We start from the raw sequence: 13,014 nt of genomic DNA, 5'->3' as shown, positions 1-13,014 counted from the left end.
CCTGTCGAAGGGTTGATCTTCGGTCTCCGTTCCGTTTATCGTGCTGCTCCACCACGAGGAATGCATCACAGATGACTCAGCCGGGCCGGGAACTCGCTCTCCAGTCCTATCGCATCGAGCACGAGCCGTTTTATGCCGAGGTGCGCGACGAGGTTGCGCTCTTCACGATCGCGGCGGCGAGCAAGATGCCCGTGATGTTGAAGGGCCCGACCGGCTGCGGCAAGACCCGCTTCGTCCAGCACATGGCGTACAAGTTGGGGCGTCCGCTCATCACCGTGGCTTGCCACGAAGATCTGACGGCCTCCGATCTGGTCGGCCGCTACCTGCTCAAAGGCCAGGAAACGGTCTGGATGGACGGGCCCCTCACTCTCGGAGTCAAGCACGGCGCGATTGTCTATCTCGACGAGGTGGTGGAAGCGCGGAAAGACACGACGGTCATCATCCACCCGCTCAGCGACGACCGCCGCCTGCTGCCGATCGAGAAGAAGGGCCAGGTCGTCGAAGCGGCGGACGAGTTCATGCTCGTGATGTCCTACAATCCCGGCTATCAAAGCGTGTTGAAAGATCTGAAGCAGAGCACCAAGCAGCGTTTCATGGCGATCGAGTTCGACTACCCGACGCCCGAGGTCGAGGCGCGGGTGGTGGAACGGGAAGCGGCCGTGAGCGCCGCTGTCGCCGGGAGCCTGGTCAAACTCGGGGGCAAAGTCCGCAATCTCAAGAACCACGGGCTCGAAGAAGGCGTGAGCACCAGGCTGTTGATCTACGCCGGCACGTTGATCCGGCAAGGCGTCCCGCCGGACCGAGCCTGCGACGTCGCCGTCGCCCGCCCCATCACCGACGATCCCGACATGCAGCGAAGCATCTTAGAACTCGTCAAAGCCATCTTCTGATCCTCTGCTTCGATCCCACGCCCATGAAGGGTTCCCCCGCGCAGGAAACCACAGACGGTACGACCCTCGTGGTTCACGTGCAGCCGAACGCCGCTCGCACGGAATGCGCGGGGTACCATGGAGACGCGCTGAAGATCCGCGTGGCCGCCCCGCCGGTCGAGGGAGCCGCGAACGAGGCGCTCATTCGCTTTCTGGCCGAGCGCTGTAGGATTCCCCGGGCCCGCGTCGTGATCCTATCCGGCGCGGAAGGCCGGCGGAAACGGTTGCGGTTGCACGGCATGACGGCGGACCTGGTGATGGCACGGCTGACGGAAGCGTGAACAGAAACATCTTCATACTGCCGTTGCTCCTTGTCTCGGTCAGCGCCTGCGCGGGGCCGGAGCCGTTATTGCGGTCCAACAAACATCTACAACTCTACGGCAAGGAGATGGCGCGGCAGGACATCGAGGTCTGCCGGCAACAGGCGGAAGAGGCGGGTCTGCGTCCCGGAGTACATCGGAGCGGTAACGCCGCGGCGGGTGCCGTACTGGGTGCGACGGTGGGAGGGGCGGTCGGCGCGTCGGCCGGATTGATCGGCGGCGGCGCGGGTGCCGCCATCGGCGCCGCCGCAGGCGGCGGATTAGGGCTGATCATCGGCCTGGTCGGCGGAGCCTACAAACCCTTGGTGCCGGAGCACGCCTATGCCGATGCCGTCGTCCGGTGCCTCATCACGCGGGGCTACGAAGTCAGCGGGTGGGAGTAACCGTGACGATGACGTCAGGCCGCCAGCGACCGCCCCGCCGGGTAGATCAACGCCAGCGTGCCGTTCAACTGGTCGAGCGCGTTGGATAGCGCGTCCTCGGCGGAGGGTTGCGAGATCTGCAGAGGCCCAAGCGCCGCAGCGAATATCTCTGCGGGGATCGCCTTCCGCAATCCGTGCCTGCCGAGGAAGTCGACCAACGTGCCGGCGGCAAACAGAATGGCGGCGCCCCTCTGCGCTTCGGAGGACGCCTGATCCGGTGAGAGCTGATAGCGAATCACCTGTTCCAGCTGCGGCGGCATGCCCCATTTGTTGATGAGCTCGGCACCCACCTCCGCGTAATCGCATCCGATGCTCGCCCGTTCCACTTCCGCCAGCGGTTGATTCAGGTTCTGGGCCTCCACGAGCGCCGACTGCGCCCGATCCGGCGCCGTTTGATAGAGCACGAGGTGGCCGATGTCGCGTAACAGGCCGGCGATGAAGAAAGGCTCGCTGTCCCGTATCCGCGAGAGGCGCGCGAACTGGATCGACAGCAGCGCGCACAACACGCTGGCGGTCCAGTACGCGTTCATGTCCATCACGGTCGGCGGCAGTTTGGGGAAGGCCTTCCCGACGCTCGTCGCGAACACGATATTCTGAATGGGCCGCATGCCCAACAGATTCACCGCTTGGCTCAGCGTGTCGATGCGCCGGGGTACCGAATAGAACGGGCTGTTGACGATCTGCAACACGCGCGCCGTCATGGAAGGATCGAGCGCCAGCGCCTTCGCCAAATCGTCCATCGAAGAATGCCGGTCTTCCACGACCTTCCGGATGCGGAGATAGATCTCCGGCAAGGAGAGAAGAGTTTGACAGGATTCAACCAGCTCGCGTGCCGCGTGCATGACGCTCTCCCGGTGGAGGCCAGGGATGAACCGAAGGTGGAGCGGCTTCCGATTGCTCTATCGGTCGGTTGGCGGTTCTTCTAAAGGAGGGGGCCTCGACGGGATTCACGTCGAAGTGGAAGGATCGGGAGCGGCGGCCTTGTGCTTTAAGGCGCGACCCTTGCCGGGCGTCGGATCGGTGACGAGGCCGTAGACTTCCCGTCCTTCATGCCCCTCGGGGAGATATTCCGTAATCGGCATGCCGTCTGCGCGAACGAACAACAGGCAGTGACAGTACTTGTAGATCTGCATTTCGTCGCAGGCACAGATCCATCGCCGCAGCTTCGCTTCAGCCTGCTTGTCCTTATAGAAGTTGCAGGGGCAGAGCGGCTTGCCCAGTTCGTCCACATGCATCGCGAGTCCCTTCACCACCGCTTCCGTGACCGCGGGGTTGGGGTGCATGGTGGTGCCGCTCTTCTCGGCGAATCCCTTGACGTATTTCCACATCTTGTCGAGGCTGTCTTGGCGGGGCTCGTTCATTCGCTCACCTCTCCTTCGGCACCTGAATGACGCATGGAACGCCAGTTTACAAGCGCCGGGCTGTCCTTTACAATCCGTGACTTTGCACGGAGTCCGAAGGCACATGGCGTTATCCCGGGCACAGGACGAGTTGGCCCGCCGCCTCGGTGAGGATCTGGGGAGCGCGACGGCCGGGCATATGATTGATCGGCTGGCTCACCTGCCGGACCGTCACGATGTACCGGCGGCGGTCCTGGCCCTCCTCGATGAGCTGGGTGAGAGGTCGGGCAAGGCCGCGACGGCGGCCGTAGAGGCGCTTCCCGAGTTGGATCGCTGCGCCGGCTTATCCTTTGTCATTCCGTGGCTCGATCTCGGCGTAGCGCTGGCCGAATCTTCCGGCGCCACGGCGCTCAAGTATTTCAAGGACAGCCCGCTGATTCTCGGACTGATCGAGCCGGCCGAGGCGCGGCCGGCTGTCTTGGCTGTCGGTCTGGACCTGGCCGAGGAGGACGTGAACGTGGCGCTGGAATATCTCCGCACCGCGCCGCGCATTCTGGCCGGAGTCCCCTTCGAGCAGCTGCGGCCCTGGCTCGCCGTCGGCATCGACTTGGTCCAAGTCGACGTGGTCGTGGGACTGGAATATATCAGACAGATTCCGGCGTTGGCACCGGTGCTTCCGTTGGAGGATGTCCGCGGATGGCTTGCGTTCGGCTTGAAATTAATCACGCCCAACAGCCTGGGAAAGCCGGACTACATCGGGACGATGGAGTTTTTGCGGACCAGTCCCGCCATCCTCGGCGACCTGCCCGCTTCCGTCCGTTCGCGTGCCATCGCCCTCGGCTCGCAACTCGCCGATCGTGCTCCCGAAGCAGGGATCGCCTGCCTAGGTGAAGCGCCGGCCCTCATGCGCCGGCTGCCGTCCGTGGAGTGGCAGACCAGAGTCTTGCAGTACGGATCGCTGATCGCCGAGAAAGATGCGGAGGCCGCCTTGAGCTATCTGCGACGCTGCCCGGAGATCGTCGGCCTGATCGGCGAGGAACTCCAGGCCGGCCCGCGGTTCGAGAGCTGGGTCAAGGCTGGCATGGAAGTGCTGGCCTACAGTATCGACGGCGCGCGCGCCTATTTTGCCGTGGCGTCGCAGAAAGCCCTCGCCTCGGTGGAAACGGCCCTGAGCGGTGTTCCGCTTCGGCGAGTGGCGAGAACCGTCAAGTTGTTCGTCGAGGGACTGTGCGGAGCCGATGTCGCGATCACGGCGCTGCCGGATTCGATCGGCCAGGCCGCGCGAGCCACGGTCAGCGCGGACGGCCGAACGATCGCGCTGCCGGCCGTCCTTCGCCGATATGCGACCGCCGAGGAGAACGAGCGGCTGTATCTGATCATGGCCGCCCATGAGGCGGGCCATCTTGAATTCGGCACCTATCGTCTCACGCTCGATCCTCTTCGCGATCTGATCGACCGGGTTCGGCGCCGCTACGGCCGCGGTGATGGCTCGATACCGGACACGTTAGCCGGAGTCTTCGCGCTCTATCCCCATCCGCGACTGGTTCGCGACCTGTGGGTGGTTTTGGAGGACGCGCGCGTCGAATTCCTCCTGCAGCAGGCCTACCCCGGCTTGCGCAAGGATCTGGCGAAGCTGGCTGAGGAGGCGATCACGCCGCGCGATCCGTCACACGGCTTGACGGTGAGAGAGCTGATCGTCGACGGCTTGCTCCGGCTTTCGACCGGCGAGAAGGCCGCGTTGGCGGTCCCCCGCGCCGTTATGGAAGAGGTAGCACTATTATGGAACCTCTGCCGGCGGCTCCTGAGGACGGGCGCGACGGCGGAGGACACGGTCCGGTTGGTGGATGATGTCTATGTGCGCATGGACGAGCTGTTGGCTTCCAACGCCAAGATGGCGCAGGCCGAGCGCGCCACCGAAGAGCATCCGGAACTGGGCGCCGGGCCGGCGGCATCCGAGACAAGCGAGCCGTACCAGCCTGTGACGAATTGGCTCTATCGCGGCGCGATGAATCCCGAGTTCATCACGAGAGGCGATACGGAACGTGGTGACCGGCAGGCGGGGCCGGACGCGACCGCCAGCCATGGCGGCGGATCGAAGGAGCGGGCGGACAGGCTGTCGCCGCGCGGCAAGGCCGGTGAGCGGAACTCGACGACCGGCGACGTGCTGGGGGGGGGACGTTCGCTGCCGCCGGTGGCCGATGAATTGCTCCAGCTGGAGGTGGATCAGGAGCCGTCGCCCGGCATCTCGCAGGGCCAGCGAGCCGTCTACTATCCGGAGTGGGACCATACGATCCAGGATTATCGGATCCATTGGTGCCGTGTCGTGGAGCGCGAAGCGGAGGCGGGCTCCGACGAAGCGGTGTCCGCCACGTTGGTGGCGCATGCGAGCGCGATCAGATCGTTGCGCCGGTACTTCGAGGGGCTGCGGCCGCCGGCGTTCCGCCGGCTGGCCGGACAGGTAGACGGAGAGGAACTCGATATCGATGCGGCGGTGCGCCGGGCCGCCGAGCAGCGGGCTGGGCATGAAGGCGACGATCGCCTGTACGTGAGACGGGACAAGAAGGAACGCGATGTCGCCGTGGCGTTCTTGGTCGATGCGAGCGGCTCGACCAACCGGCGGATTGACGGCGGCCGGCGGGTGATCGAGATCGAGCAAGCCAGCCTGGCGCTCTTGTGCGAAGCGCTCGACGCCGTGGGTGACGACTATGCGCTCTATGCGTATTCCGGAGAGGGACGGCATCAGGTGGAGTGTTTGACGATCAAGGAGTTCGACGAGCGGCTCGGCTCCGCGACGGCCGGTCGCCTGGGCGGGCTGGCCCCCCGGCAGCAAAACCGTGACGGCGCGGCGATCCGGCATGCCGGCGCGAAGCTGCTCAAGCGGGACGCGAAGACGCGCATCCTCGTCCTGCTGAGCGACGGGCGTCCTTTGGACGGGGACTACAAGGACGAGTACGCCTTGGAAGACACCAAGGCGGCGTTGCGGGAGGCGAGACGGGCCGGGATCCATCCCTTCTGCGTCACGATCGATCGGGAAGGGGACGACTATCTGCGCCGGATGTACGGAGACGTGCAGTACACGGTGATCGATCGGGTCGAGGCGCTGCCGGTGCGGCTCCCGAGGATTTACCAGAGACTCACCGCCTAAAAGCGACAAGTGGCGGGTGACCAGCGTGGCGCGACAGATTCCTTGTCACGAGTCGCCCGTCACGCGTCACGAAGATCTGTGGGATGATGGATACGGGATCGACCAAGCGGAACGTGCCGCCCTGGCTGTACAAGTTGTTCACCGGGCACCAGTATCCCTACGTCCGTCGCCTGGCGAAGTTCGCGCAGCCGGTGAAGCCGGGCGAGGATCGGCCCGAGCCGACGAAGGAGATGATCGAAGAGAAGTTCTGGGAGGTGTATCCGCGCTGCTCGGCCAAGATTCTGCAGGAAGTCAAATCGGGGATGATCGTGGTCTTCCACGAGCTCGGCGAATACCCGCCGGGCGGCTATCAGGAGCTGGTGGATCATCCCGAGGAGTTCCTGGCGAAGACCTATGGGAAGAAAAAAATCAAAGTGAATTTTTACGACGGGGAGAATTTCGTCTGCACGATCAACTTCAAAGTCGCGGGCTGGACGGAGCACGAGGGGGGGCACTGAGCGGCTCCGGCGGTCTCTCTTGCTCGCCCACCGCGCACGCGGGGATCAATAAGATGACTCGATCGCGGGCGGTGCTCGCATGGGCGCGAGTGCGCCCCGGCGCAAGGGGTGGGCGGGTGAGATTATCCGCGCAGTAAGAACTCATGCCGAGCCCTCTCTTGGCGGCAGGGTGGGAACAAGAAGCAGAGGTGAGAAATGGGGCGACCGAAAATTACGGTGGTGGGGGCGGGCAACGTCGGCGGCACGACGGCGCAGCGACTGGCGGAAAAAGACCGGTACGACGTCGTCCTGGTCGATATCGTGGAAGGGGTGCCGCAGGGCAAGGCGTTGGACATCGTCCAGGCCGGGCCGGTGTGCGGTTACAGCTCCCGCGTCGTCGGCACGAACGGCTACGAAGAAACGGCCGGCTCCGCGGTGGCGGTGATCACCTCCGGCATCCCGCGGAAGCCGGGCATGAGCCGCGACGAGCTGCTGGCGACCAACGCCAAGATCGTGAAGTCGGTCGTCACGGAGTTGGTGTCCCGATCCCCGGACGTCATTCTGATCCTCGTCACGAACCCGCTGGATGCGATGGTCCACGTCGCCCGCCGGGTCAGCGGATTGCCCAAGTCGCGCATTCTCGGTATGGCCGGTGTGCTGGACTCCGCCCGCATGCGGGCTTTTATCGCCGCCGCGCTCGACGTGCCGGGGCCGGATGTCCAAGCCATGGTGTTGGGCGGGCACGGCGACACGATGGTCCCCTTGCCCCGCTACACCACCGTCAAAGGCCGGCCGGTCTCCGAGCTGATGTCGAAAGACACGTTGGATGGGATCGTGAAGCGCACGCGCGACGGCGGCGCCGAAATCGTCGGCTTGCTGAAGACGGGCAGTGCGTTCTACGCGCCCTCCGCGGCGGCGGTGGATATGGTGGAAGCGATCATGCGGGACGAGAAGCGCGTCCTCCCCTGCGCGGTTCTGTGCGAAGGCGAATACGGGTTGAAGGACGTGGTCGTCGGCGTGCCGGTGAAAATCGGCCGCAGCGGCGCCGAGCAAATCGTCGAGTACGAGCTGACCGCCGAGGAACGGGCCGCGCTCGACGTGTCGGCAAACGCCGTGCGAGAGCTCTGCGCCGCGGTCGATCGGCTGACGGCGTAAGACGGTCATCGGTCAATAGTCATCAGTCATTGGAAGGGTGACTGTCCCGTTCTTGACAATCTCGCCCCGGCTACAGTACAGACACCAGCTTAGCAGTAAACCGTTAGACGAGAGGGAGCTATGAAATTTTTGGAAGATCCGATGCAGACGATGGGCGCGGGGTTTGCGCTCGCCGTCGTTTTGATAGTGGTATTTCTCGGCATCAGTGGAATCGGGGCCGGCGAAGCCGACTGGTTCGGGGTCCTCATGCGCTGGGTGCACTTTTTGGCCGGCATTACCTGGATCGGCTTGCTGTATTTCTTCAACCTGATCAACGCCGCCTTTCTCAAGAGCCTCGACGGCCCGACCAAGAACGTCGTGATCCCCAAGCTGATGCCGGCGGCGTTGAATTGGTTCCGGCACGGCGCGACGGTGACGGTATTGGCCGGCATCGTCCTCTACTTCTACCTGTATTCCAAAGGCGGAACCGGCGCCATCGCGCTCGGCATCGGGGGCTTGTTGGGCATCATCATGATGGCCAACGTGCATGCGATCATCTGGCCCAATCAGAAGAAGATCATCGCCGCCGTTTCGGCGGCCGCGCAGGGCACGCCCGCTCCGGCGGAAATGGCTCAGTGGGGTCGCACAGCGCTGTTGGCGTCGCGCGTGAACTTCCTGTTGTCGATCCCCATGTTGTTCTTCATGGGTGCCGGCAGCCATTTCAAATAACCGATCTCAAGTCTCCGTCGTCGCCGGCGCGCCTCTCCCGCCGGCGACCCGCGAGTCGCCCCGCTGCCCCTCTCTACCCATTCCCGCTAGGCCTCCAGGCCTAACTGATTGAGATTCAGGCCTATTCTCCAGTGGTTTCCTTGACGTCAGGGACGCCGAGCCGTATAGTACGCCTTTCAACTCCGGACTTTTCTGAAGGATCTGAAGGATTGGATGATGCCGACGGCCAGCGAACCACGCCTGATTCAGCAGTTTGAAGGAGCCCCTTGGGAGATCGAAGGCTATCTCAAGGCAGGCGGGTATGAGGCTTGGAAGCGATGCGTGCAGGACATGAAGGCCGCACAGATCGTCGAAGAGTTGAAGAAGTCGGGCTTGCGCGGCCGCGGAGGGGCGGGATTTCCGACCGGCGTCAAGTGGGACAAGGTGCTGAATCACCGTGTGAAAGAACGCTACTTCGTCTGCAACGCCGGAGAGCACGAGCCGGGGACGTTCAAGGATCGGCATCTGCTCAAGACGCTGCCGCACCAATTGATCGAAGGGTGCTTGATCGCGTCCTACACGGTGCAGGCCAAGGCGTCCTTCATTTACGTCAATCATGAATATCAGGAAGAGCGGGAGAATCTGCACAAGGCCTTGGCGCAGGCCAAGGCGCGCGGAATTCTCGGCAAGAACGTATTCGGGAGCGGCGTCGATATCGATTTGCAGGTCTTTGAAGGCCACGGCAGCTACGTCGCCGGAGAAGAGACGGCCATGTTGGAATCCATGCAGGGCCGTCCCGCCATGCCGCGGCAGAAGCCCCCGTTCTATCCGACCGACTTCGGGCTGTACGGCAAACCGACGCTCGTGAACAACGTCGAAACGCTCTGCAATATTCCCCGCATCCTCTACAAGGGCGCCTCCTGGTTCACGCAGGTCGGCACCGAGAAGTGCCCGGGGACCATGATGTTCTCGTTGAGCGGAGCGGTGAACCGGCCCGGGGTCTATGAAATGCCGATGGGCGTGACGATCCGCGAGCTGATCGAGCGTTGCAGCGGCGGCGTGCCGGGAGGGCGCAAGATCAAGGCGGTGTTTCCGGGCGGTCCCGCCTTCTCGATGGTGACGGCGGACCAACTTGACCTGCCGATGGACTTTGATTCGCTCAAAAAAGCCGGGACCGGTTTGGGCTCGGCGGGGGTCATCGTCGTGGACGACGCCACCTGCATGGTCGCGAAGACCCTGCACTTTTCGAATTTCTTCAAAGGCGAGAGCTGCGGGCAATGCCCGCCCTGCCGCATGGGCACCCTCAATCTGGCGCAGCTGATGGCAAAGATCGAAGAGGGGCAGGGTACTCAAAAAGATTTGGACAGTCTGCTGCAGCTCTGTGGGTTCGTCAAGGGCACCGGCTATTGCACATTGGTGACCGGCGCGGCGGTGCTGGTTCAGAGCAGCGTGAAGCTGTTCCGGCAGGAGTACGAAGACCATATCCGCCTGCAACAGTGTCCCTACCGGCCGGCTTCGGTCGCGGTGTAACGAAAGAGAGCTCTGGTCAATCGCCGCCTGTCGTTTGTACAATGAGACGATTTCGCCGGTTCGATTGACGAGTGACCATTGACGAATGGCGAGAGACGATGCCGCGGGTGACCTTTCTTCATTCCAACGGGAAGAGCGGGGTGGTGACGAGGAACCTCACCCTGCTCGACGCCGCGAAGGAACTGGGCTTTCCGCTCAACCATGACTGCGGCGGGAACGCGTCCTGTACGACCTGCCGGGTGGAAGTGCAGAGCGGGGGCGAGCATCTGTCGGAGATCGATTTCGAGGAGCAGGATCTGCTGGATCGGGAAGCGTTGAGCGAGCCCTGGCATCGGCTGGGGTGCCAGGCCAGGATCTTGGGCGACGTCGTCGTCCGGGTGCCGGAGACGAAGTGGGAAGCTCCCACCGGCCGGTCTGCCGAAGCGCAGGGTGTTGATATTCGGTAGAGAGGTGTTACACTAAGCCAACCCAGGTGAGGCGCGACTGCCTGGATCTATAGAGGAGGAACCAATGGTCACCATTACCGCAGTGGCGGAACAGAAGATCAGGGAGCTGATGGCGGAAGAAAAAGACGTCGTGGGATTGCGGATCTACGTCCGCGGCGGCGGCTGCCACGGCTATCAATACGGCATGGCGTTCGAGTCCAAAATGGCCGAGGACGACACCGTCATCGACAAGGGCGACGTGAAAGTCATCATGGATTCACAGAGCGCGCCTCTCCTGCAGGGGGCCGAAGTGGATTATGTGGACAGCCTCCAGGGCTCGGGGTTTTCCATCAAGAACCCGCAAGCGAAGACCACCTGCGGCTGCGGTAGCTCCTTCAGCGCCTAAGACGGCCGGGGCGGCTCTGCGGCAGTCCGACCATACCATGAGGCCAGGACCACCGAGCCGGTGATCCTGGCCTCGTTTTCTGTCCAGCCGGCCACCACATGGCACACACTACGATCACCAGACGGTATCGGTTCTGCGCGGCGCATCGGCTGCACACCGAGCATCTCTCCGCCGAAGAGAACTGGGCGGCGTTCGGCAAGTGCAACAACCCGAACGGGCACGGGCACAACTATATCGTCTTGGTGACGGTGAGCACGCCGGAAACCGAGAAGGCGGTCGACCTAGCCCGCCTGGACCGTATCGTGGGCGAGCGGATCGTGACGCGGTTCGACCACCATGATTTGAATCAGGATCCGGAATTCGCCGATCGCACGACGACCGGCGAAAATTTGGTCTTGCTCATCTGGGATCTCCTCGCTCCGCATCTTCCGGAAGGACAGCTGAAGAAAGTCGGCGTCATCGAGACGCGCGACAATTATTTTGAATATGCGGCGCCATCACCGGTCTGAAGGGAATAGAAAATCCATGGCCAAGTCCCGTCGTCGTACCCTGCAGCGCCTGAATCGGATCGAAGTGCTGCCCCCGATCAGTCCCCCTGCCGATCCGGAGCACGTCCGCTCGCTCATCACCGACCTGCTGAAATCCTTGGGGGAAACGCCCCAGCGCCACGGATTGCTGAAGACCCCGGAACGGGTCGCGAAGGCCTTGCAGTTCATGACGCGCGGCTATCATCAGGATATCGACCATCTCCTGAACGGCGCCCTGTTCCCGATCGAATACGACGAAATGGTCATCGTCAAAGACATCGATTTTTTCAGCATGTGCGAACACCACATGCTGCCGTTCTTCGGCAAGTGTCATGTCGGGTATCTGCCGAACAAAAAGGTGGTGGGGCTCAGCAAGATTCCTCGGGTGGTGGATGCCTTCAGCCGCCGCTTTCAGGTGCAGGAACGTTTGACGGTGCAGATCGCCGAAACGCTGCAGAACAAGCTCAACGCGCACGGCGTGGGCGTGGTGGTGGAAGCGCGCCACCTGTGCATGATGATGCGGGGGGTCGAAAAGCAAAATACGATCGCGGTCACCAGCTCGATGCTCGGCGCTTTCCGCACGCAGCAGCAAACCCGCCTGGAATTCCTCAAGCTGATCCGCCACCGCAGCGTCGGCGACTCCGACTGAGGCAGGCGGTTGATAAAGGCGTGATTCCACCCACCCGCCCCAGCACGCGGGACGCGGCGTTCTCGCACGTCTCAACGGGAACGCGCCGCCTTGGCGGCCCGGGGGCGCTGTTCGTTCACGCCAGTTGAGATGCAAACCGCTCTACGATCTGCGTAAATTCGTCCGGCTGCTCGAGGTTCGACAGATGGGCGGCTTCCGGAATGACGGCGAGGCTCGCGCCGGGAATTTGATCAACCATAAGTTGCGCGTCAGCTAGGGGCGTGGGCTGGTCCAGCTCTCCTACGATAATCTGCGTGGGGCATCGGATGCCGCCTAAGAGCGGCGTCGAATCGGCCCGCTCCGCCATCGCCATCAGATCCCCTGCGATCCCGCTCACCTCATTCCCTTCGATCATCGCCCGGACGGCTCGGACGAGCTCCGGTCTCTGTTGCACCGTGGCCGGAGCCAGCAACCGGGGAATCATCATGTCGGCGATGGCTCCCGTCCCTTTTCGATACGCGACCTGCGCCATCTGAAAGCGGCTGTCCCGCCCTTCCGGCGTGTCGGCCTGCGCTTTCGTATCGGCCAGGATCAATCCCTTCATCCGGTCGGCATACCGTCGATGGAAGGCGAAGCAGATGTAGCCGCCCATTGACAGGCCGACGAACACGGCGCCGCGAATCGAGAGATGATCGAGGAGGGCCCGTATGTCCTCGGCCGCCTGGTCGAGGGTGTAGCGCCAGAGCGGCGCGTCCGATTCGCCGTGACCGCGCAGGTCGATGGTCACGATGCGGAATGTCGACGACAGCGCCTCGGCTTGGTCTCGCCACATACGGCGATTCAGCGGAAAGGCGTGCAAAAAGACCAGCGGAAGTCCGCTTCCCTGATCGTCATAGGCAATCGTGACGCCGTTGATCGTGGCCTTCATGCCTCCTCCATCGTGGTGCCATGCCCGTTGGTAGCATCGGGTTCATCGAGGCGTCAAGTTCGGCTTGCCACCGGCCGCCTTTGCGGCGCCTGCCAA

At 63.2% G+C, this 13,014-nt stretch carries 15 protein-coding genes; 12 read left to right on the top strand and 3 right to left on the bottom strand.

What is annotated here, in order from left to right; translation table 11 throughout:
- Positions 1–71: 71 nt before the first annotated feature.
- From NITMOv2_RS18725 to NITMOv2_RS18715, 3 genes are read left to right on the top strand one after another with little or no spacing between them, the layout of a single operon-like run.
- Positions 72–890: a CbbQ/NirQ/NorQ/GpvN family protein gene (locus tag NITMOv2_RS18725; RefSeq protein WP_053381313.1), complete on the top strand. Its 819-nt coding sequence runs from the start codon at positions 72–74 to the stop codon at positions 888–890.
- A gap of 23 nt (positions 891–913) precedes the next feature.
- Entirely contained in the window at positions 914–1,210 is a 297-nt protein-coding gene (locus NITMOv2_RS18720) for a DUF167 domain-containing protein (protein WP_053381312.1), read from the top strand.
- Positions 1,207–1,632, top strand: coding sequence for a glycine zipper family protein (locus NITMOv2_RS18715; protein WP_053381311.1), 426 nt, complete (start codon positions 1,207–1,209; stop codon positions 1,630–1,632). Before NITMOv2_RS18720 ends, NITMOv2_RS18715 begins: the two co-directional genes overlap by 4 nt.
- A gap of 14 nt (positions 1,633–1,646) precedes the next feature.
- Here the strand turns inward: NITMOv2_RS18715 and NITMOv2_RS18710 are convergent, their stop codons facing one another.
- Positions 1,647–2,513: an HDOD domain-containing protein gene (locus NITMOv2_RS18710; RefSeq protein ID WP_053381310.1), complete on the bottom strand. Its 867-nt coding sequence runs from the start codon at positions 2,511–2,513 to the stop codon at positions 1,647–1,649.
- A 105-nt stretch (positions 2,514–2,618) separates the two neighbouring features.
- On the bottom strand, positions 2,619–3,032 hold the full coding sequence (locus NITMOv2_RS18705; protein ID WP_053381309.1) for a ferredoxin-thioredoxin reductase catalytic domain-containing protein: 414 nt from the start codon (positions 3,030–3,032) through the stop codon (positions 2,619–2,621).
- A gap of 103 nt (positions 3,033–3,135) precedes the next feature.
- On the opposite strand from NITMOv2_RS18705, the gene NITMOv2_RS18700 reads away from it, so the two are divergent.
- From NITMOv2_RS18700 to folE, 9 genes are all read left to right on the top strand, one after another.
- On the top strand, positions 3,136–6,156 hold the full coding sequence (locus NITMOv2_RS18700; protein ID WP_053381308.1) for a VWA domain-containing protein: 3,021 nt from the start codon (positions 3,136–3,138) through the stop codon (positions 6,154–6,156).
- Positions 6,157–6,239: 83 nt separating this feature from the next.
- Positions 6,240–6,653 (top strand): hypothetical protein, encoded by a 414-nt coding sequence (locus NITMOv2_RS18695; protein WP_053381307.1) that lies wholly within the window; start codon positions 6,240–6,242, stop codon positions 6,651–6,653.
- Between the two features lie 195 nt (positions 6,654–6,848).
- Positions 6,849–7,787: a malate dehydrogenase gene (gene mdh, locus NITMOv2_RS18690; RefSeq protein WP_053381306.1), complete on the top strand. Its 939-nt coding sequence runs from the start codon at positions 6,849–6,851 to the stop codon at positions 7,785–7,787.
- Positions 7,788–7,907: 120 nt separating this feature from the next.
- The gene (locus NITMOv2_RS18685; RefSeq protein ID WP_053381305.1) at positions 7,908–8,495 is read left to right on the top strand and encodes a urate hydroxylase PuuD; all 588 of its coding nucleotides are present in this window, start codon (positions 7,908–7,910) and stop codon (positions 8,493–8,495) included.
- A 213-nt stretch (positions 8,496–8,708) separates the two neighbouring features.
- The gene (nuoF, locus tag NITMOv2_RS18680) at positions 8,709–10,004 is read left to right on the top strand and encodes an NADH-quinone oxidoreductase subunit NuoF (protein ID WP_083448189.1); all 1,296 of its coding nucleotides are present in this window, start codon (positions 8,709–8,711) and stop codon (positions 10,002–10,004) included.
- A 98-nt stretch (positions 10,005–10,102) separates the two neighbouring features.
- The gene (locus tag NITMOv2_RS18675; protein WP_053382158.1) at positions 10,103–10,450 is read left to right on the top strand and encodes a 2Fe-2S iron-sulfur cluster-binding protein; all 348 of its coding nucleotides are present in this window, start codon (positions 10,103–10,105) and stop codon (positions 10,448–10,450) included.
- Between the two features lie 64 nt (positions 10,451–10,514).
- The gene (gene erpA / locus NITMOv2_RS18670; protein ID WP_053381303.1) at positions 10,515–10,835 is read left to right on the top strand and encodes an iron-sulfur cluster insertion protein ErpA; all 321 of its coding nucleotides are present in this window, start codon (positions 10,515–10,517) and stop codon (positions 10,833–10,835) included.
- Positions 10,836–10,933: 98 nt separating this feature from the next.
- A complete protein-coding gene (locus NITMOv2_RS18665; RefSeq protein WP_202967264.1) occupies positions 10,934–11,344 on the top strand; it encodes a 6-carboxytetrahydropterin synthase in 411 nt (136 codons plus the stop codon).
- Between the two features lie 16 nt (positions 11,345–11,360).
- Positions 11,361–12,011: a GTP cyclohydrolase I FolE gene (folE, locus tag NITMOv2_RS18660; RefSeq protein WP_083448188.1), complete on the top strand. Its 651-nt coding sequence runs from the start codon at positions 11,361–11,363 to the stop codon at positions 12,009–12,011.
- A gap of 115 nt (positions 12,012–12,126) precedes the next feature.
- On the opposite strand, the gene NITMOv2_RS18655 is transcribed toward folE, so the two are convergent.
- The gene (locus NITMOv2_RS18655) at positions 12,127–12,918 is read right to left on the bottom strand and encodes an alpha/beta fold hydrolase (protein WP_053381302.1); all 792 of its coding nucleotides are present in this window, start codon (positions 12,916–12,918) and stop codon (positions 12,127–12,129) included.
- Positions 12,919–13,014: the final 96 nt, after the last annotated feature.

This window comes from Nitrospira moscoviensis (assembly GCF_001273775.1).
Lineage (GTDB): Bacteria > Nitrospirota > Nitrospiria > Nitrospirales > Nitrospiraceae > Nitrospira_D > Nitrospira_D moscoviensis.
This window is presented reverse-complemented; position numbering and strand designations above follow the sequence as displayed.

Coding starts and splice junctions, on each gene's coding strand:
- folE (WP_083448188.1), top strand. CDS start 11,361: ATGGCCAAGTCCCGTCGTCGTACCCTGCAGCGCCTGAATCGGATCGAA.
- NITMOv2_RS18675 (WP_053382158.1), top strand. CDS start 10,103: ATGCCGCGGGTGACCTTTCTTCATTCCAACGGGAAGAGCGGGGTGGTG.
- NITMOv2_RS18710 (WP_053381310.1), bottom strand. CDS start 2,513: ATGCACGCGGCACGCGAGCTGGTTGAATCCTGTCAAACTCTTCTCTCC.
- mdh (WP_053381306.1), top strand. CDS start 6,849: ATGGGGCGACCGAAAATTACGGTGGTGGGGGCGGGCAACGTCGGCGGC.
- erpA (WP_053381303.1), top strand. CDS start 10,515: ATGGTCACCATTACCGCAGTGGCGGAACAGAAGATCAGGGAGCTGATG.
- NITMOv2_RS18695 (WP_053381307.1), top strand. CDS start 6,240: ATGATGGATACGGGATCGACCAAGCGGAACGTGCCGCCCTGGCTGTAC.
- NITMOv2_RS18720 (WP_053381312.1), top strand. CDS start 914: ATGAAGGGTTCCCCCGCGCAGGAAACCACAGACGGTACGACCCTCGTG.
- NITMOv2_RS18705 (WP_053381309.1), bottom strand. CDS start 3,032: ATGAACGAGCCCCGCCAAGACAGCCTCGACAAGATGTGGAAATACGTC.
- NITMOv2_RS18685 (WP_053381305.1), top strand. CDS start 7,908: ATGAAATTTTTGGAAGATCCGATGCAGACGATGGGCGCGGGGTTTGCG.
- NITMOv2_RS18655 (WP_053381302.1), bottom strand. CDS start 12,918: ATGAAGGCCACGATCAACGGCGTCACGATTGCCTATGACGATCAGGGA.
- NITMOv2_RS18665 (WP_202967264.1), top strand. CDS start 10,934: ATGGCACACACTACGATCACCAGACGGTATCGGTTCTGCGCGGCGCAT.
- nuoF (WP_083448189.1), top strand. CDS start 8,709: ATGATGCCGACGGCCAGCGAACCACGCCTGATTCAGCAGTTTGAAGGA.
- NITMOv2_RS18725 (WP_053381313.1), top strand. CDS start 72: ATGACTCAGCCGGGCCGGGAACTCGCTCTCCAGTCCTATCGCATCGAG.
- NITMOv2_RS18700 (WP_053381308.1), top strand. CDS start 3,136: ATGGCGTTATCCCGGGCACAGGACGAGTTGGCCCGCCGCCTCGGTGAG.